This window comes from Vallitalea maricola (assembly GCF_036985595.1).
Lineage (GTDB): Bacteria > Bacillota > Clostridia > Lachnospirales > Vallitaleaceae > Vallitalea > Vallitalea maricola.
The window spans coordinates 1-22,899 of record NZ_BTPU01000022.1; the positions used below are offsets into that span (position 1 = coordinate 1).

11 protein-coding genes are annotated in these 22,899 nt (G+C 32.0%); all 11 read right to left on the bottom strand.

Translation table 11 applies throughout. The annotated features are described in order from the left end of the window. Positions 1-443, bottom strand: a 443-nt coding sequence (locus AACQ14_RS07130; protein WP_339362889.1) for an AMP-binding protein, incomplete at its 3' end; no start/stop codon positions are given. A 21-nt stretch (positions 444-464) separates the two neighbouring features. Continuing rightward, complete coding sequence (gene asnB, locus AACQ14_RS07135) at positions 465-2,342, bottom strand: asparagine synthase (glutamine-hydrolyzing) (protein WP_339362890.1); 1,878 nt, start codon at positions 2,340-2,342, stop codon at positions 465-467. 21 nt (positions 2,343-2,363) lie between these two features. Then, positions 2,364-7,031 carry an SDR family NAD(P)-dependent oxidoreductase gene (locus tag AACQ14_RS07140; protein WP_339362891.1) on the bottom strand — a complete coding sequence of 1,556 codons (4,668 nt, stop codon included), beginning with the start codon at positions 7,029-7,031 and terminating at the stop codon, positions 2,364-2,366. Between the two features lie 40 nt (positions 7,032-7,071). Further along, positions 7,072-12,999, bottom strand: coding sequence for an amino acid adenylation domain-containing protein (locus AACQ14_RS07145; RefSeq protein WP_339362892.1), 5,928 nt, complete (start codon positions 12,997-12,999; stop codon positions 7,072-7,074). 28 nt (positions 13,000-13,027) lie between these two features. Continuing rightward, on the bottom strand, positions 13,028-14,287 hold the full coding sequence (gene fabD / locus AACQ14_RS07150; RefSeq protein ID WP_339362893.1) for an ACP S-malonyltransferase: 1,260 nt from the start codon (positions 14,285-14,287) through the stop codon (positions 13,028-13,030). A gap of 39 nt (positions 14,288-14,326) precedes the next feature. Beyond that, a complete protein-coding gene (locus AACQ14_RS07155; RefSeq protein ID WP_339362894.1) occupies positions 14,327-17,113 on the bottom strand; it encodes an acyl carrier protein in 2,787 nt (928 codons plus the stop codon). A 31-nt stretch (positions 17,114-17,144) separates the two neighbouring features. Continuing rightward, the gene (locus tag AACQ14_RS07160; RefSeq protein WP_339362895.1) at positions 17,145-18,572 is read right to left on the bottom strand and encodes a condensation domain-containing protein; all 1,428 of its coding nucleotides are present in this window, start codon (positions 18,570-18,572) and stop codon (positions 17,145-17,147) included. 31 nt (positions 18,573-18,603) lie between these two features. Continuing rightward, positions 18,604-19,635: a hypothetical protein gene (locus tag AACQ14_RS07165; RefSeq protein ID WP_339362896.1), complete on the bottom strand. Its 1,032-nt coding sequence runs from the start codon at positions 19,633-19,635 to the stop codon at positions 18,604-18,606. A 28-nt stretch (positions 19,636-19,663) separates the two neighbouring features. Next, positions 19,664-20,560, bottom strand: coding sequence for an amidohydrolase family protein (locus AACQ14_RS07170; protein WP_339362897.1), 897 nt, complete (start codon positions 20,558-20,560; stop codon positions 19,664-19,666). Between the two features lie 21 nt (positions 20,561-20,581). Next, a complete protein-coding gene (locus AACQ14_RS07175; protein WP_339362898.1) occupies positions 20,582-21,688 on the bottom strand; it encodes an MGDG synthase family glycosyltransferase in 1,107 nt (368 codons plus the stop codon). A gap of 37 nt (positions 21,689-21,725) precedes the next feature. Beyond that, positions 21,726-22,877, bottom strand: coding sequence for a radical SAM protein (locus AACQ14_RS07180; protein WP_339362899.1), 1,152 nt, complete (start codon positions 22,875-22,877; stop codon positions 21,726-21,728). Between the last annotated feature and the right edge of the window lie 22 nt (positions 22,878-22,899).

The window sequence follows — 22,899 nt, forward strand, 5'->3', positions numbered from 1 at the left end:
ATAGGGTCTTTTGGGTCATAACTAATATGCTCACAGTCACACTGCTTGTCCTCGTTATGAGCCACTATTATGATTCCCTCTTTTTGGGAGAGTATCATCTCTGCTCTTTCTTCACTTTTTTTGTCTGTAATGATATATTTTAATTCTGCACACTCTGACATGATTTGCAATCTGGTATTTTGATAGTTTTCATCAAGAGGAACAAATATGCCGCCTGCTTTTAATATTCCTATCATGGCTGTTATCATTTCTACTTTATTGTCAAGAAGTATCCCTACTGGTGTTTTTTGTGGGATTTCTTTTGCAACAAGTACATTTTTTATAGTTTCTGACCTATTGTCAATCTCTTCATAGGTTACTTTCTGCTCATTATATTCTGCTGCTGTTTTGCTATTATATTTTTTTAATGCTTCCAGTAATTTATCCTGTATCGTGTTAACCATACTATTTCCTCCATCCTCTTTTTATGAAAGACTGTTAATACCGAATTGATCCAAAAATATATTAAAAGTCAAAGCAATAATTAACATATCATCATCATATGGAACATTAAGTTTGAATCCATCTTTTAAATACTGTTTTTTGTACCTTTCAATAGTATCTGCATTAAATATTCCCTGTCTTTTTATTCTTTCATACGATAAAAGATCCATAAAATATTCATTATTCATCTTAAGCAGATCCGAACTCCCTGGTGCAACAAAAGCAAATTTTGGACGTTTAATTATTTCCATAGGAACTACCTTTTCAGCAGTCCTTTTTAATATATATTTTTCTTTGTAAGCTTTTAACTTCATGCTTGTAGGAATTTTCTTTACAAACTCTATCACATCTTTATCTAGGAAAGGATATCTAGCCTCTACAGAATTGGCGAGAGCCATCCTATCACCATGATCGGTGAGTAAATGGTCACCCATTCTTAATTTGAAATCAACATATGACCTTCTGTTAAATATGCTTACGTCCTTAATCCTTTCCTTATTAATTAAGGGATGCTTATAGCAGTTAAATTCATCATATACTGCATTAGCTTCTTTTGAATACAATTCTCTTACTTTTTGGGAATAACTATAATGATATTTCTCATATAAAAAATTCTCGTCTCCCCATAACTGTTTTCTTATCTCATTTTCTCTTTTTAATTCATCTGTCATCGGCTGACTCTGCTTCTGATTGGATTTCAATTGGTCGAATCTATATCCAATATAACCACCAAATAATTCATCAGCACCCTCACCAGTAAGAATTACTTTTACATTATCAGAACGAGCTGCACTAGATAAGGCAAGTGAAGCTGTATTATAACTTTCTTTTAGGGCACTTTCTGAATGATATACAGCCTTTTTTATCCTGTCAGCAATAGAGTTAAGGTCAAATCTTATTTCATGGTGAATAGAATTCACCTTCCCTGCCATTAGTCTCTGATACTTTCCTTCAGAAATGCTTTTATCATTGAAATCAACTGAATAGGAATTCCTTTGAATACCTTCACCAACTTCGTATATTTTCCCTGCAATCAAAGCTGAATCTAATCCTCCACTTAGATAGAAACCAACTGGTACATCTGCCTGTAATCTTCTCTTCACTGATTTTGTAAGGAGATCATTCAGATGCTCAATATAATACTCTTCATCATGAATTTCTTCTTTCTCATCTTCCTTTTGATAGATCAAATCCCAATATTCAGTGTTAACAATTCCATGAGTCCTATCTACACTAAGGAAATGTCCCGGTTCAAGACTCTTGATATTCCCAAATAAAGTACGTGGACTTGCCATTCCTGGGAAATTCATAATCTGGTCCAAACCAGTAAGGTCTATTTGCCTTTTTACATAAGGATTCTGTAAGATAGCTTTTATCTCTGAACCGAATATAAACATTTTATCTACAACTGTATAATAAAATGGTGCTATACCTACGTTGTCCCTTGCACATATGAACTTTTTCTTCCGACTATCATATATAACAAATGCAAACTGACCATTTAGATAATTAATAAAATCCGTATCATAGTCCTCATATAGATGTAATATGACTTCTACGTCACATTTTGAACGAAAAGTATGACCTTTTTCTATGAGTTCTTTCTTTAATTCTTTATAATTGAATATCTCTCCATTGCATATTAAAAAAACTGTATTGTTCTCATTGTTCAGGGGCTGATGACCCCCTTCCAAATCCACTATGCTCAATCTTGAGAATCCTAATGCTATATTACGTTCAATATGATAACCTGTATCATCAGGTCCTCTATGCTCTATAACATTAATCATGCTTAACAGAACATTCCTGTCTATACGGTCTTCATCTTTCAAATCAACATAACCACAAATACCACACATATGCCACATCTCCTATAATATTTAACTTTTGTCAATAAGTTTTTCTGCTTCATCTACAGACAGCTTACCTTTTTCAAGTTTATAAAGTACATCAATTATCATTGTGAATCGATTATCAGTATCTTTATCCTCAATATCTAACTTGCTGGTTATATATTGTGTCATTTCATTTATTGATGGATATGTAAATATATCTGATACTTTTACTATTCCAGGGTATTTTTGTTCTACTGCTTTTGACAATGCAACTGCCTGTATGGAATCACCGCCTAGATTGAAAAAGCTCTTGTAGATATCTATATCATCCAATCCTAATATGTCATTCCAGATTTTAATGAGTTCTTTCTCGACTGGTGCATTATCATATCTAATTTTTTTTATTGGTATGTTACTATCTTTAGCTGAATTATGTACTGATATATTTTTTGTGCCTTTATTTTTCATATGCTTAATGATTTCATCATCAAACTGTAATCCCGCTTTTTCATAGAAAATTTCTAACTTCTGGTAATCTATTTTTCCGATAATAATATTTCTATTATCACTTGACAGTACCCTTTTGAATGCTTCAATCCCGATATCAGTTGGAAGCATCTTGAAAACTCCTGTATCCTTTTGATTGCTTTCATAAGCCATTCCAGCATCTTTCCATGGTGCCCAATTGATAGTTATATACTTAGTAACCTGTGTTCTATGTAATGGTTCACTAGAGTCAAGGTATGCATTAGCAGCGGCATAGTCACCTTGACTGGGATAACCGTATAATGATGAAATTGATGAGAAATTAATGAAAAAGTCTAATTCATCATCTCTAGTAATATCCAATAATGTATTATTACCATATACTTTTGGCTTAAGTACTTTTTTGAAGCTCTCATCTGTCTTGTTCATAATAAAAGCATCATCTATAACTCCTGCTCCATGCACAATGCCATTTATCTTACCAAACTTATTACGTAATTCATTAAAGATACCTGACATATCACTTTTATCTGAAACATCTCCGCTAGAATAAGTTATATTGGTTCCTGCTTCTGATATACTGCGTAATATATTAATATTCTCTTCAAGTTGATTATTTATAGTTGTACTATCATTAATACCATTTAACTGTTTTATTTCTTTTCTTCCAATCAGTGCTATATTAGTCTTTTTAGTATCACTAATACACTTAGCTATACGTATCCCAATACTTCCCATACCTCCAGTAATAATATACACACCATTTTCATGAATCATATCTTGAAAATTATCAGCTGATGGTAATTTGACAGTTTCAATAACCTCTCCATAAGCTTTACCGTCCCTATAGGCTGTGTATAACTGTGTACCATAGGTATTGATATTCTCTACTACACTGTCTATCTCGCTTGAAACTTTCAGATCATCTATATCTAGTACTCTGCACTGTACATTGGAAACTTCATTAGCCAGAACCTTACCCAAACCAGCCATACAACCGTTGTATGGATTTGTCTTTAACTGTTCGCCTATTTTTTTCATATAATCAGTTACCAATACTATATCCAGTTCATACTGAATCTTCATATCGATAATACTTCTAGCTATCTTCAACAAACTATATACACCATTTTGTAGATTACTATCTATATCAGTGCTGTTATTATCATTTAGTGAAAGCAAGTGAATAATCTGCATATTGTCATTAATACACTGGCTAAGTACTTTACTGTAGCTTTCCTGTGTATTATCAGTATAGAACTTATTACTGCTAACTTTTTCATATTTCTCTGATAAATATATCTCTGCAACGTTTTTTCTAGTCTTCTTTATTTTTTCAATAATGGCAGAAGCTTTTTTCGTGTCAGCTCCTATTATAAGAACAGGCTTGTCTATATAATCATTATCATTTTGTACATGAGTACATTCCTTGTAAGAAATCTTATAACTATAGGAATCATCATATCTTTGTTCTGGTCGATTAACCTTCTTTGCAATAAAATCCTTTACCTTTGCAATTATCCTTCCTTTTTCATTAAATAATACAACGTCACAAGAAACCATCTGTGAATTATCTTCCTGATCATTTCTATGGATAAAGGTATATATGGTCTTTTCAGTCTTTGAAAAAACCTTTAGTGAACCATAATTAAATGGTAGATAAACATCATTTCCAACATTCTGTGAAACAGCATTAATAGCCATATCATATATAGATGGATGGATATAATATTCTTCCAAATCATTTTCGTACTCTTTTGGCAGTTCAATTTTTACAAGAACCTCATTGTCATTCTTGTATACTTCTCTAACCAACTTGGTCCAGCGTTCTCCCAAGAATATCTGATTCTGTTTTCTATTAGAACCAGCTGATTCAACCTTATCTGTACATTTTTGTTTTACCTCTAAAAGAGTTAAATCAAGCTTGTCTGAATTTACCTTAGTTATTACTTGTCCTTCACAATAGATTCTATCCCACTCTTTATCATGTACACCACCATCATGGTAACCACTTCCTATTGTAAAATGATAACAGTCATTATCTTGTTGTATTAAGGTCTGTACTTCCACAGAATCGTCACCTTTAGTATACAAAGAGCTTAGATACACTACATTTTTAAATTCTATTGCTCCTTCTTTCTTGGTTATTCTATACATACCTTCTCTAACCATTTCTAGAAATGCTGTTCCCGGTACAATGTATCTATCAAATATCTTATGTTCGCTGAGTACCCAATGCTTCTTTAGATTGAACTCAGTATGAAAACAGTAAGTCTTCTCCTTAGAATTTATAACAGCATAGTCAATAAGAGGATGTTTATCCCCACTTTTTTCTATATCCAGCCAACATCTTTTCTTTTCAAATACATATGTAGGAAGGTTCACTCTCCATAATGCTTCTTTTTCATATAGCTTTTCCCACTCTATATCTGAACCTTTTACATATAAAAGTGAAAGTTTCTCTAAAATATCTTTCTTTGTATCATTTGCCAGATATTCTGTTACAAGTTGTTCTGATTCTTTATTATAATTTTTCTTTATTGATTCTGTGATTTCATCTGTATCACGTTTTTTCTTTTTATCTGATACCACAATATGTTTTTTATATACTATATTCCTAGGAAGCTCTCCATCTATACCGTTTACGCATATGTAATCCAATGCTTCACATAATTCATCAAGGGAATAAACGATGACTGCTAATCTATAATTATAATGTCCACGTCCTGTATTCATGGTATAACATATATCAGAAATATCTATTTCCCTATTTGCTGTAAGATATTTTTTCATATCACTTATGAGCGCAGTAAGTCCCTCTTTTTTAATCGCTGAAACTGTAAATATCTTAGGTATTTCATTACTATCAGTATTATGTATTTTAATATCATTTTCATTTTCTTCTAAAATAACATGGCTGTTGGTTCCACTTAATCCAAAAGAACTAATACCGCATCTTCTAGGAGTATCCTTGGTTGCCCAATTAGATAATCTATTATTTACATATACTGGAGATGTCTCAAAATCAATTCTCCTGTTAGGACAGTTAAAATTTATACTTGGTGGAATCTGCTTATTTTTTAACGCTAAAACCGTTTTTACAAGAGACACCATTCCTGAAACATTATCAAGATGGGATATATTAGTTTTAACTGAGCCTACACCACAGAACTGTTTACGACCCGTATATCTTTTAAAGGCATTGTTTATTGCTTGTACCTCTATAGGGTCACCTAGTCTTGTTCCTGTTCCATGTGTTTCTATGTATGAGATGGTATCAGGAGAAACACCTGCATCCTTCCATGCTCCGCAGATTACCTCTTCTTGTGCCCCAACATTAGGTGCAGTTATACCTACTGATGAACCGTCCTGATTAATACAGCTTCCTTTTATAACTGCATATATACTGTCTCTGTCTTTGATTGCTTTGTCATAACGTTTTATAACTAATGCTATACTTCCTTCACCGAATACCGCACCATCGGAATCATCATCAAATGTACATATCATCTCTTTATCAGATTCTATACCTAATTTTTCTTCTGAGTATACTGGACAAAAAGCTACCCTTACTCCACCAACCAATGCAGTATCTATCTCGTTGTTCCTTAGACTGCGGCATGCTAGATGCAGTGCCACCAATGATGAAGAACACTCTGTATTTACAATCATGCTTGGACCCTTAAGATTCAAGATATATGAAATTCGTGATGCAACAACTGAACTAAGATTTCCTGTCTCTGCATATGGAATCATTTTCTTATCAACATCTTTGATATATTGATAATACTCTCCTCCAGGTGTAAATCCTACGTATACCCCAGTATTACTTCCAACTAATTTTTCTCCGCCATATCCTGCATCCTCAATAGCTTTCCAGACGTTTTCCAAAAACAATCGTTGATTTGGGTCCATCAATTTCGCTTCATTATAGGAAATCTTAAAAAACCCATAATCGAATTTATCTATTTCGTCTAGATATCCTCCTTTTGCGAATCTGACATTACCATTATCTTCCCCTCTAAGCCTAAGATAGTCCATTACATCTTTCTGTCTGCTTCTTGACATATCATCAACACAGTTTTTTCCGTTTTTAAGATTTATCCAGAACTTATCCAGACTGCCTGCTTTAGGTAAATTTACATCAATACCAATGATAGCTATATCACGTGAGGATATTTCTTCTATTTCATCCAGTATATTATCATCTAAATCAAATCTTAACATGAATCCTCAGCCTCTCTTTCCCTTATCAATCTGCATGGCATCATTTCAAAAACAGTTCTGACACTGCCTTTATCAATTTTATATATTGTGATAAGAATATTTTCATATCATTCCTTGATAATTTTTCACTGTATTCCATGTTTACTTTTATACTGTCTGCTGACTCTTTTATCTCAATAATTACGTCATAGATGGATGTCAGTGATCCAGTTAATGGCTTATCTACAAATATCATACCTATTTCATTATCAAGTTTAATCAAATTATCTTTCCCTATATTACTTATTGTTTCTTTTTTACTCATGTAAGCTTTTTGTTTTATATCATCCAAGAACTTTTCCAGTTCTTTTATATCATTTATTTCTTCCTCTTTTACAATGTCCATCATTGAAATATTCTTTATATCCCCTACTGTAGTGTACATTGTGTAATCTTCATTCTCAGCTATACCGTAAAGATGATATGCAAAAATACTTAACAACCACTCAGAAATATTATGATCTTTTACTTTTGATGCTTTTTTGATTATTTCATGTTCTTGGCTTTTTATTGTATAAGACATATTGGCGTAACTGCTTGAATTAACATTCTTGGAGAAGTATTTTTCAGGCATATGTATTGTTCCATAGGAACTCTCATGAGTATTATTATCACTTTTGGCAGTAATCAATAGTTGTTCAATTTTTGAAACTGTACTATTATCAAAGAAATCTGCAATACTAATTTCACAGTTAAATTCTTTTTTGATTCTAGACTGCATTTGTACTAATAATACCGAGTCTCCTCCCACGTCGAAGAAGTTATCATTGAGACCGATATTCTCTGTATTCAAAATTTCTTCCCATATTGATACTATCTTTTTCTCTATATCATTTTGAGCCCCTATGAAATTGTCATCTATGGATTTATGCTTAGGTTTTGGCATTTGTTTTCTATCTATTTTCCCATTTAGAGTTAGAGGCATATCATCTAATTGAACATAGAACTTAGGTAACATATAATATGGCAGCTTACTCTTGAGAAATTCTTTTACATCATTGATATCTATCTTTTCTTGTCCAGTTACATAAGCACATAGATAACTACTGTTTTCTTCTTCCCATTTTAAAACCACTGCACTCTGAATTCCTCTTGACTGCATTAATATGGTTTCAATTTCACCAAGCTCGATTCTATGACCATTGAGTTTGACTTGATTATCATTTCTTCCTAATATATCCAATTGACCATTTGCTAGCCATCTTGCGGTATCACCTGTTTTATATATTTTTTCTTCTTTATTGTAAGGATTCAAGATAAACTTTTCTTTTGTTAGATTTTCATTATTAACGTATCCTCTAGCCAATCCAGAACCACCAATATATAAATCTCCATGACATCCTAATGGTCTTAGTCTAAGCTCATTATCCATAACATAAAAAGTAGTATTCAGAATAGGTCTTCCAACGGTAATTTCTTTGGATTCTGTTAATTCCCTGGTTGATGACCAGATTGTTGTCTCAGTTGGTCCATACATATTGAAAATTCTACCCTTATATACTTTTTTGACCTTATCCAATAATGATTTGTCCAATTTTTCTCCTCCAACAAGAAGAAGCTTAACTTTTTCAAACATCTCCATACATTCATCATCTTCCAGCATCATACGAACTCTTGAAGGTGTCGCCTGTATAATATCAACATTATTATTCATGATTAGTTTTCTAAGCAAAAACATATCCTTCTGTTGATTTTCGTCTGCTACTATAACTTCTAATCCCTGAGCGATTGAGCATATGGACTCTAATCCCCATATATCAAAAGAAACTGTTGTAAGTGCTAACATAGTATGTTCACTTTTCAATTCTAGATTTCTCTTCATACCTAAAACGAAATTGTATAAGTTTCTATGTTCAATCATTACTCCCTTGGCTTTTCCTGTTGACCCTGAAGTATAGATAATATAAGCTAATGCATCACTTGAATATTGGAACTCCTTAGTACTATTGTCTGTTATATATTCTTTTGCATCTATTTCATCTATGCTGATAACCTTATATTCATTGTTATCAATACCAACCCTAGATATTATCTCTTTTTCGCTTAGGATAATATCAGTTTTACTATCTTTCAGCATATAATTAATATGTTCCTGTGGGAATTCTGGATCTATTGGCAGATATGCTCCACCTGACCTTAGAATACCAACCATACCAACAATCATGTTGCTGGTTCTTCTAAGCAATAATCCCACAACTTTATCTTTTCCTATACCATTTTCCTGTAATATAGCTGCCAGCTTTAATGATTTTTCATCTAGTTCCTTATAGGTCAAGGCACCATCTATCCCTACAACAGCTGTTTTGCTACTATATTCCCTGAATGTTTTTCCAAACATATCATTTATTGTCTCACTGGAGATATCTATTTTCTCTCCCCTGCTCATATCAATAAGCATTTTTTCTTCTTCTAAATGTGAAAGTAATGCAATATCATCCAATTTGATATTTTGATTATTTATTACCTGTTCCAGAATATTTTTATAATTATCTATCATCTGCTGTATGAATATCCTGTCATATACTTCATTGCTGAAAGACAGATTGAACATTAGGTCTTCATTTGTCTCTTCTACATCCATAGTCAAATCCAAAGTTGCCGCATTAACATCATATTCCCCTTCCAATATCTTCCAATCACCATATCTAAGCTCTTTATTTTTCAAGTTGCTATGGAATGCAAATAATACATTAAATAATGAATTATCATCATTCTGTCTTTTTACATTTAATTTCTGTATTATCTCTTGAAATGGATAATCCTGATTTTCATAAGCTTTTGTACACTTTTCTTTTACATCATTTAATAGTTCATTAAAATTCTTATTAGGATTTACATTCATTCTGATAGCAAGAAGATTAATAAAATCCCCTATCAAATTTTCAGTCTGTTTATGATTTCTTCCTGCAATTGGGCTACCGATAATAATTACTTCCTGACTAATATATCTTGATACCAATATTCCATAAACAGATAACAAGGTCATAAAAAGTGTGGAATCATTTTTAGCAGCAATTTGTTTAAGTTTTTCTGTTTGTTCCCTATCTACATGGAACCATAGGCTATCACCAGAATTTTCTTCTTTGTGATGATCCCCTGTGCATGGCGGTATTATTGTGTAAGGTATCTTATCTTTAAATTCATTCAACCAATAAGCTTCCTGTTTTTTCATCTTGTCAGTCTTTATGAGATTGTTATGCCATGCAGCAAAATCTTTATACTGTGCCTTCAGTTCAGGTAAAACAGAACCGTTATATATTTTTATCAAATCTTCAAGAACCACTCCAAATGAATAACTGTCAAATATAATATGGTGTACATCATATATCAAGTACACTCTATTACTACTTATCCTAACAAGTTTTATTCTAACCAAAGGTGCTTTTTCAAGGTCAAATGGTCTCCTGAAATCTTTGATGATATTTTCTATATCTGTGCCATCAGACTGGCTATACTCTATATTCATATCTATATTGTCATATATCTTCATTTTAGGTATTCCATCTATGAGATAAAATCCTGTTCTCATTACTTCATGTCTATCAACTAAAGACTGAAATGCATTTTTTAACCTGTCAGTATCCACATCACCTTCTATAATTACTGCATTGGTAAGGTTATATCTTGTACTGCTTCCTTCAAACAGACATGGATAATATATTCTTTTTTGAGCTGAGGATAATTCATAGTACTCCTGCTCTTCTATTGGTGTTATGATATCATCATCACTAGAAACTGAGATAATCTCACCTAACTGGCCGATTGTTGGATTTTTCAATAAATCCGATACTTCAATATGAACATTCAGCTTATCATTTATACGGTTTATGACCTTTAACGCCTGTATTGAATCACCGCCCAGTTGAAAGAAACTGTCTTCCATGGAAATGGTGTCATACCCTAAACTATAGGCTACTATCTGAGCCATTTCTATTACAACAGGTGATACAGAAGATACATTGTCCCCTGTCACTTTTATATCTGATACCTTTCGTTCATACTCATTTGGCACATTCACAGGCGCATCTACCATAGATTTATTATGTAGATTACCCTTACTCACGTCCACATCAATCCAGCATCTTGTTTGTTCAAATGGATATACAGGCAGACTGATTTTATGGTATCTTTTCTTTTCATACAGTACATTCCATTCAACATGAATACCCTTAACATACAGTTTACATAACTCAAGAATTTCTTGATACTTTTTATCTAAATCCTTTGTTTTTCTTATTTCTGTAATTCTCTCTCTCTGGTTTTCATCTATATTATCATCATAATAATTATCTGCTCTACCATATAAGATTCCTTTTTCGTATTCAAAGTTTAATCCATTTTTTATAACCCAATCCATCTGATGCATTAGCTCATCAACGGATTTGAAAATAAAGGTTATACGCTGGGTATAATCCCCTCTACCTGTGTTAGCGGTATAACATAATTCGTCAATACTCCAATTACTATTATTGTTTTTTATATAATCATAATAAGTGGATATAAGTCTTTTAAGTACATTCGTTGAATGCCCACTTAACTTAAGTACTCGAATATCCTCTTTTACTTCTCTTTTCTTCCTTTTGTATGCACCTGCTTCTTCTAACACAACATGAACATTAGTTCCACTTAACCCAAAAGAAGTAACTCCACATCTTCTGGGAAATATGTCTGTATTCCAATCCATGAGTCTATTACTAATATAAACCGCAGAATCTTCAAAATTAATCTTTCTATTTGGCAGATTAAAATGTATATTAGGTGGAATCTGCTTATTCTTCAAAGCACATACAGCTTTTACGACTCCAAGTAGTCCTGCCGCAGTATCAAGATGTCCTAGATTAGTTTTCACTGAGCCAACTGCACAAAACTGTTTCTTGTTAGTGTAGGTATCAAAAGCTTTTTTGATTCCTTCCATCTCAATAGGGTCACCTAATTTGGTACCTGTACCATGTGTTTCAATATAGGTGATGGATTCAGGCTCAACACCTGCATTCTCCCATGCCTTGCAGATTAATCTTGTTTGAGCTGCTGCATTAGGGGATGTCAGGCTTGCAGATCTTCCATCACTATTAATACTGCTTCCTTTTATCACAGCATATATGTTATCTCTATCCTCAATTGCATTACCTAAAGATTTTAATAGAACAGCTATTGAGCCTTCTCCTCCTGAGCTTCCATCAGCACTATCGTCAAAAACTTTAGCTTTTCCGTCAGGAGAGGCTATCCCTATATCCGCACTTTTGATGTCATCATCAACGGTGATACTTAATCTTATACTTCCCGTTAATGCCATATCACATTCTTTGTTCCTTATTGATTGACATGCTGTATGTAAAGCTGTCAAAGAAGAGGAACATGCAGTGTTTATATTCATATTGGGTCCCTTCAGGTCTAATAGGTATGATATGGTTCCTGCCATGGCAGAAGGAAGACTACCTGTCAATGCCTCAGACATAGATGCTTGTCCTGTCTCCATTATCATTTTCTTATATTCAAGTCTTGGATTGAATCCAACGAATACTCCAGTCTTTGTTCCTATTATTCTATTTTTGCCATAACCTGCATCTTCAAATGCGTTCCATGCTGTTTCCAAGAATATTCTGTGATGTGGATCCATAAGTTTTGCTTGTCTTGGGGATAGATTAAAAAAACTATAATCAAATTTATCAATGCTTTCTAGATAAGCTGCCTTAGGAAATACTGTATTATCTGAATCCTTATTACAAAAATCCATGTAGTCTATTATATCTTCTAATCTTGACTCAGGTATCTCACTAACACAGTCTTTCCCATTACTGATATTATTCCATAATTCATCTAGGGTTTCTGCCATAGGTAACTTAACACAGATTCCGATAATAGCTATATCCTGGTCATTAACTTCTAAAAATCTATGTTTATTTTTCTCATTCATATTAACTGTGTCCATAAATCATACGACCCCTTCTTTTTATAATTTAACCAGCTATATCATCTACATAATTACTATATATTCCGTAAAACAGTTCATTCATTATATAATTTCTTTCATCATCTGATACTTTCTTAGTGACTAATACTGAACTTAGCATATGGTAAGCCTTCTTTGCCTCTTCCATAGTCGCCTTTTCATTATTATCTTTCATCAAGTAATAATCTTCTTTTATCATTCTATAGGGCTTTACAACACCTTCATCATATTCCTTTTCATCCCAATTACGGTTTTTAGTAGATATTGCTGATGCAATACACTTTTCAATAAAGATATTCCAGTCTATTTCATCTTTTTTGGCACCGTAACATGAAACAGCTTTTTTACGAATTTCTCGCACATCTTCGTCTATATCATAAGAATAAGCATCAACATATGGACAATTATGCTTTGTCAACTTTTTCAAAACAGATTTTGGACCAATTTCTATTAATGTATCAACACCCATATACTCCATAAAAATCATTGACTCATTCCATCTTACAGGTTTTACTATCTGCTCAGGAAGTAATTTATATATTTCCATGGTATCATTATAAGGTTCTGCCTTAACATTAGAGATAACTGGCATTTTGGTATCATGAAATTTAAAATTCCCCAGATAGACAGCCATTTTATCTGCTGCTTCCTTCATTAATATACTGTGAAATGGTGCTCTTACTTCTAATTCAATTATTTTTGCTCCCATTTCTTCCAGTTCCCTGCATACTGATGACACAGCTTCCTCATTACCAGAAATAACACTCTGTTTAGGGGAATTATAGTTGGAAATCATAACAACCGAATCTCTATTACAATATTTATTACATACATTCTGAACTATATGGGAATCTAATCCAATGATGCAGCTCATACACCCGCCTTTTTCATTGACTGCATCCTGCATAAGTTTTCCACGAGTCTCCACTATCTTCAGTGCATCCTGAAATTTTAGTTTTTCAGAAGCTACAAGTGCAGAATATTCACCGAGACTATGTCCAGCCATACAATATGGCTCAAGACCTATCTCATGCTCATATGCTTTGTACATAGCGATACTAGTTGTCAATATTGCTATCTGTGTATTTTTTGTACTGATCAAATCATCTCTGCTGCCTTCAAAACAAAGCTTACTTATATTGAAACCCAGTATATCAGCAGCTTCTTCATATACTTGTCTAGCTTCTTTATAATTGTCGTATACTATCTTTCCCATACCTGAATACTGAGAACCTTGACCTGAAAAAACCAATGCTGTCTTTTTCATAAACTACCTCCTTAGGCTTATAATCCATTTACTTATCTTCTAATTTACTTTTAAAACATCTGAAACTATTACCTCAAGATCATCTATAATATTATTGAATAAATTTCCCATTAAGGTTTTGTTAAGATACTGACTGTTAAAACGGAATATTATACTTATCTCTTCGTCAGACAAACTAACCCCAAGGAGCATATCGTATATTAGTAAAATATCCTGATTGAAATTGTAACAATCTATATCATAAAATAATGACATTACCCTTTGGTCCATCTTATGTATTTCATCTCTATTGATGTCATCTATATTGAACATAGAATCCTTAGTGTGATATGTGTTATCTAATTTTTTAAGATAATTGGTTATATCACCACCATAATCTTCTAACTCAATAATGGAAATATTCTCATCTGAATCGCTGACAAATTGTGTCACAGCTTCCCTTCCATCACCTACACTTGCTATATTTCTTAGAAACGAAGCCATTATAATACTTAACTCTGATATATTAAGCTTCTCTGCTGCAGTCACAACATCCATACATAAATCTTCATCCAAATCATAAATCAATGTGGAATACTTTTTATTGTTTTTTTCCACAACAAAGTATTTTTCTTGTAAGTTACTTGAATAATTAATAATATCTTTATAACCTATTTTTTCTCTATCTTTTTCATTCTTCATATTTCGGTTAATCAAATTGCCTAATTCTCTTATTGTAGGATATGAAAAAGCATCTGCAACATTGATTACACTGGGATATATTCTTTCAATATCAGCAACCATTTTTAATAGTAGAGCTGAATTCCCCCCCATATCGAAAAATTTATTTTTAATACTTACTTTTTTTATATTCAAAACATTTTTCCATATTTCAATAAGATTTTCTTCTACATCTGTTATATCATGTTCATTCTCTTCATCTTCCACTAAATGGGGGGTATTATTCACCACATCAAAAGGGTATATCTCCACTGTTTTACCATCCATACTTTTTCTTGCTTTGATTCCTGTATTATAGGTCTGGTGGTAGTCTTTATCTTTTTTATCATTATCAAATTCTAAAATACATAATTCCCCTGGAAGACCATTAAATATCTCTTTGTTATTATAATCGTGAACACATAATCTATATCTATCAGGGATCTCACCTAATGTAAACCACATACTTTCAGTTGAATCCCTGTTAAATTCATATAACGCTAAAAATGTACAGCTTTCAAACATATCGAAAACATATCTGCATTTTTCTGATTCTTTGTATTTCTTTAACTTATTGATATCATGAATAAGCCCTAGAAAATATATTTCTTCAAGACATGGGGAATTATACGACATCACAGTATCTACACAAAAAGCTGGTACTGTCAGAGAAGTTATTTTATTCTCTTGAATAAACTTTTCCAGGTACATACTATTGTTCAAAGTTTGATCAGATACTGAATATAGTACAATATTGTCTGATAACAATATACTCACTGCCCATAAAGAAGCTGTAGGCGAAAGTGTCACAGACATTGCCAAGCGTCTTTCTTCTTCACATTCTCCCATAATCCTTTTTACGTTTTTCAAGTGATTAATCATCTGCTGTTTATTTATATCTATTCCTTTTGGAACACCGTCCACATCTATTTTATACAACCTGCATAGCACATCTTTTTCACTATTACTGTTTTGTTCCTTTTTATATGAATTATGTAAACCTAGCACTTTGAAGTCACTGGAATCTTCTTCTTTTGTGAGTACAAAACAAGCACCACTATCTTTTAGAATGTAATCCTTATTGATTTCACTGAGCTGAGGGCTTACTATCACATACACTCCGCCAATTGAAGAAATACTTAAAATTGCTTCAACAGCACTAACAGCATCGTGTACCATGATGCATACAACATCACCTTTTTTTATCTGTTCCTCTTTTAACAGCCTAATTGTTTCATTTACTCTTTGTTCCAATACCTCATATTTAACTACTTTTTCATTATCTACTATTGCGTTCCATTTTCCATATTCTCTGACTTTATCATGAAAAATATCTATTAACTCTATGCTTCTTGTTTCATTCATTATATTTGAATCAGTAATATTCTCATTCCTCTTATGTATATTTTCTGGCACATCATGTTCAATAACAGCTATGTCAATAACCTTTTTTAAATTATTCTCTATGAGCTGACTTAATAACTTTATGTAAACTTCCATGTATGATTTAATGGTAATTTCACTAAACATCAAGCTGTTATATATAACTTCACCTGACAACTCACCACTTTTTTCTCTTATCACCACTGTGATTTCATTATCACCTGACTGAGCTGTATGTTGGATTTTTGATATATCATGAATACTGTCTAATGCTAAAATATATCTTAGTGATTCCTTTTTCTTAGTATCATCTAATGAAAATATTTCTTTTAATGGAACGAATTGATTTTTATAAGCATCTTTTATTATCTGGGAGGTTGCCTTTATAAGATCTCTCCCTGACATTTCTTCGTTGAACTGCCCTACTGTAAAAACAGTTTCATTAAATGAAGATTCCTTATAAACTGGTATGCCAAGAGCAACACATTTTTTTTGGGAAGCCTTATGTAAAAGGGTTTTGAATCCAGATAACAAATAGATAAACAGAACTATTTTGTTTTCCTTACACAGATTATTCATTTTGTCACTCAAATCTTTGCCTAAGCAAAATGAATATTTTCTAGTTACATATTGTCCATTACATATAAAATCTCTTGGCAAGACTCCACAGTCATTTATCTTACAAAGCTGTTCCTCCCAATATTTCTTTCCCTCTAGATACTTGCTTGATACATCTGTGCTCATATTGCTACTCTCCTTACACTGCAATTTCAATTTATAAAAAAGAATCTATATCAAAATCCATGTTTTCTTCTATATCATTTGTCAAAGTCTTCATCTTCTCTATTTCCTCAGAAGTATATTTATCTATATCCCCTATCAATATATCCTCTGTACCATATAAAATCATCTCCAATAGATTATTTAGATAATCTACCATCCTATGAATATATTCTTCTGTATAATAATCCCTGGAATATTGTATTAAGAATGTATAATCATCTGAAGGTAAAATTCCCAATACCAGATCATAATTGTTTTTTTCACTTGAACAATAAGATTCAATGTGTAAACCGCCTTCATCATTATCCAGCCATTTTCCCATCTCTACTGGATAATTCTCTACAACTACCAGTGAATGAAATAAAACTTCATCTGATTTCACCCCAGAATATTCTTTAATATCAATCAAGTTGCTCATTTCATAGTCCAGCATCTTTTCTTTGCTATCAGCAATATTTATCAACACATCATCTACCTTCATACTGTCATTTATCTTAATTCTTAAAGGCAGAGTATTAATAAACAAACCTATTGTTTTATCAATGTTTCTTATCTTATTGTTTCTTCCAGAATATGTTACTCCAATTGCAAAATCATTTATATTAGTATACTTATATAATAAAATTCCCCATACCATATATATGAAATCAGCTACTGTTGTTCTTATATTACATAAATAGTCTTCCAGTTTTTTTATCATATCTTCATTAAGTTTGAAACTGTATTCTTCTGTGATATTCCTTTTATTATTACCTTGTATATCCCTTAATAGATTATCATTAGCTTTATATCCATGAAGATATTCCTTCCAGAACATCTTTTGTTCGTTGGATTTCTTGAATTCATTACACATTTTAATGTAATCTTTGTATTTGGCTTTTTTATCAAACTCTGGATATTTTTCATTAAGCAACTTTTCATAGGTTTGAAAGATTTCGCTTAGTAAAATCATATTACTCCATCCATCATATACAATATGATGCCATGTAATAACTAAATCATGACTGCCATCTTCATATTGAAATAATAGTATTTTCACCGGCTCTATCCTTATATCAATACCATTACTTTTTTCATTTTTCTTTAGCTTCTCAGCTTTTAAGTGGGCTTCGTGTATTGGTTCATCTTTCAATATATATGTACAAAAAGGTATCTTGTGATTTTTTAATATTATCTGGATGGGTTTTTGCAGCCTTTCCCATCTAAATACAGACCTTAGCATTTCATTATTGGTACTAACCATCGCACATGCCTTTTTCATAACACTTATATCAAGCTTTCCCTTAAGATGTAATGAAATCTGGGCAATATATAATTCTTTATCTTCTTTTATAAGATATTCATATAATATTCCTGTCTGAACAGCACTAAGTGCAAGTATATCTTCAACGTTATCCTTTCTTATTTTCATATCATTCATCATTTTCTCCCTTAATGCTTTCTAAAGTGTTTTAACTATCCAATTCATCTTTAACTCTGTCTAATAACCTGAACATCTCTTTCTCTTTTGCCATAACTCTGATAATCTGGTCATCCATATCAAATTTTTGCATTAAGTGATAATTAATAAGAACTGAATTAGCAATTTTCATCCAGAATTCTGTTATTTTTACGCTTACATTTTCTATTTTGTTGACGATATTCTCATCAAAATCTAGTGTACGTAGTTTAGTAACCATCTCTTGATAGAAAAATTCTTTGTAACGTATGGTTCTTAATAGAATGAATTCTGTACTTTTCAGGATTTCTTCGCCTTCACAATTCGCTTTTATTCTTTCACCTGCTTGGATTTTATCTTGTACAGTATTCATAAGATCAATTTCCATATATGGTTGTTCACTGCGATTATATAGATATAGGTCCAATACATTCATCAGCATTTCTTTTTCTGAGTATGAACCAGCATTTTCCCCTATATTCAAACTCCATACAGATGAAATATCAAAACTGTCTACGGCTGATTCAAATAATTTTTCAAGAAGCTCATAATCAATTGTTCCATGTATATACTGGCTTCCATCATTTCCTTCTTCATGAGTATTATCACAAACATAGTATATTTTTTCTTCATCATTATAACCATTAACCAAAATCAAATGCTTCCAATCGTATTCATCATAATACTCACTGCCTGGATATACTTTTAGATTCCCTGGAACAAGGGCAAATCTGCCATTATCAATATTATTTTTAATTACATTATTCAAATTAGCTCTGTGGGTTTTCTGGGTATTCATTTGAATATTGAGCATATCTTCAAATATATAGGCTAATGCTTCGTTATATTCGATTGTGTAAAAGATAGATGAGTCATCAAAACATTCGATATTATAACATTGCATTAACTTAAGTAATAAAAAGAAGTTATTCTTGATATTCTCATCATTATTACCAAGGATTAATCCTAGTGGTTTTTCAAAGCAGTTTACATAATTAAATGATTCCTTATTTTTCGTAGGATCAATAAATAGTTTGTTTTCCATAGTTACCTCCATTACAGTATAAGCACCTTTACATTCCTAACAGGTCTAAGGCATTCTTGTAAAAAAGCTTTTCCTTAAAATCATCTGTCATGAAATCAAAACTTTCAAAGTATGAAATATCCTCTTTAACTGTACGATACATAGGCCAGTCAGAACCGTACACTACTTTGTCAGGACAATTATTCATAAGATTCTTCATACGTTCCTTTAATAAAGCTTCCTGCTCTATCATTTTTTCGTATCCAGATACTTCCAAGTATATGTTTTCTCTTACTAACGGCAATTTATGACTTTCTTCATAAAACAATAGCGCTGCATGTCCTAACACAAAAGGTACATTTGGAAATTCTTTGGAAACTTTTAAAATTGAATCTGGATAATTGAATGTGGATTTCATATCTTCCCAAGATGGTCCAATATGAATCAGTACAGGAAGTCTATATTCATTACATATCTCATATAATGGGTATAAACCTTTATTATCTATTTCATAGCCACATGGAGGATAAAGTTTTAGTCCGCTGAATTTATATTCTTTTATACATTTTTCAAATAAATCAGCTCCTTTTTTCCCCCTCCTAGGATCTATTCCTGCAAATACGATGAACCGTTCAGGATATTTTTTTAACATTTCACCATGAATATCTATAATATTGTATAGATTATCTGGCTCTTGCCTACCATATCCAAAATCCACCTGCAGTACAACAGCTTTATCAATTCCACATTCATCCATTAGCTTGATTTTTGTTTCTCCATCAAAATCATTCAAAATATTATTTACATAGTTCTGTAAAAAATCATCAGATACTTGGATTGGAATTTCCTTTTCTAGCTTTTTTCTTATTGTTCTTTTTATATTCTGAATCCAATAATCCGGATATACTCGTATATCCGATAGATGAGTATGCATATCAATTATCATGAATATGTCCCACCTTTCTTGTTAAACATTAATTATCTGATCTACTATGACATCAGCTCCGTTAATCTTTTCTATCTGCTGAAGATTTGATATATAAGTATCATATCTTTCTAAAATATCATTGATGCCTTCAGTAAATTTATCCAAACTATCTACTATTACACCTATTTCATGCTCTTTAATAAAATCGGCTGCTCCTTTTTCCTGATATAAGAAGCCTTCCATTTTATCAAGGAGCATAGGTTTTCTCATGTAAATACATTCATAAAAACTATTAGCACCTGGTTTTGTCAGAACCACATCCGATATTCTTAGAATATCATTCATGTTATTCACATAACCTAGTATCTTGACTCGTTCATTTTCTCCTATAATCATCTTAGCAATATTATAAAGAGGTTCATTTTTACCGCATATAAAAATTATCTGTAAATCGCTGAATTTGTTTACTGCTTCTTTTAGATATTCCTTACAATGAAAAGCTCCCTGTGAACCGCTATTGATAAGAAGTATTTTCTTATCCCGGCTAAGTTCCAATCCCTTATATATCTCTGATATTTCAGCTTCTGTGTACTCTTTTAAAAAGACTTCATTGATTGGATAAGCATTTTCATATATATATTCTTCATCAATGTTCTTGGTCAGATATTTTTTAACAGAATTTCCTGTACAGAAATAACGGCTTGCACCTTTTACATCAAACCCTACAGAAATAGGTACATATGGGTCAGTAACAACAATATAGAATTTGATTTTATCTCTTAGTTCAAGCTCCTCCAATGCACGAATTACTGCAAAATTGATAGTATGTGATGTAGATATAATTACATCAAACTGATTATCTATAATAAAATCCTTTATCTTTTTCTCAACACCAGCATAAAAGTCCTCTGATAGGTCAGGTCTCGTCATATAAGAGAGTTCACTGAATTTATAGCATAGTGGTGTAGAAGTCATCATTAGAAAATTATAATAATCGCTTATTATTTTATTACTAATCATTAAGTCTTCATAAAATGATTCGAAAACCTCCACATGAATAGACCTTTTTTCAAATGAACCCTTTAACGCATTTGCTACACTTATATGACCATTTCCCGTTCTAGCTGATAAAATTCCTACTTTCATTTTCCTGCCTTCCTCTCCCACTAACCTGATGGTATATCTATTTGTTACTCTCTATACTTTCAATTCCAAAGAAGTTTGGTTCAAAATATAGCGATGGTAATATACCTTCTGTTTCATGTGTACATTGTTCACAAACCTTATGGCGATTTACCATATTTTTTACCTTTAACGCTTGTTCGCTATTCCATAATTTTATGAAATCCATATCATGATCTCTTAAGTTACCCATGGACACTGGTTTGTTATTGCAGGTAACATCATTGAAAACTTCACATACATTGACTTCTCCATCAAAATCAATAAATGCTCCATGCTTACCTGCATAACACATAAACTCTCTTTTTCCCGATTTCAATGTCCTGTTGGTATAATAGTATTGTGATGCTGGTATATATGTAGTTGGTTTATCACATCTACCATTAAGCCCCTGTAGAGTATACTGTTCCAATATTTCTCTTGCTCTCTCATAATTTTTGGGCTCTACTTCTTTTAGGTATTCCCCGCCTCTTGGACTTTGTCTTACCAAAAGCATCATTACACTATCGGGTTTCAATGTTTCATAGACCCATTTGAAGAAATCAGGAAGTGTTTCTTGATTAACTGAGTTCATTGTTACAACAACGTTCTGAATAATATTTCCGTATATCTTATTTAATTTTTTACATTCATTCCATGTTTCAATGCTCTTTTTGAATGTACCTTTTCCTCTTATTTCATCATTTTCATTTTCAAAACCTTCAAAAGAAAAATTCAAGGAGTAGTTTTCATATTTGGAATAACTGCTTATATGCTCCATTTGTTTTATTATTTTATCTGTAAGTTGTCCATTAGTACTGCTTGAAAATGCCTTTGCATGATTATTCATTCTAAACAGCCTAACTATTTCATATAAGTCTTCTCTAAGGAAAGGTTCTCCTCCGCATAGCAATGCATTAAGGAAAAAGCCCATTGATTTCGACATCTTTTCTATTTCATCCAAGGTCAATTCTTTTCTTACTTTTTCAATTAATGATTTATCTACATCATGATTGAAACAATGTTTACACCTTAAGTTACATCTATTGGTAACTAAAAAAGATAATGTTAATGGTGTAGCATCTTGAAATAAATGATTTCTCTGATACATGTTTAGTATGTGGTGTAAGCTGTTCATATCACTGTCATACTCTTCTTTATCAAAATTTTTCAATTCTATATACCTCCAAATTTAT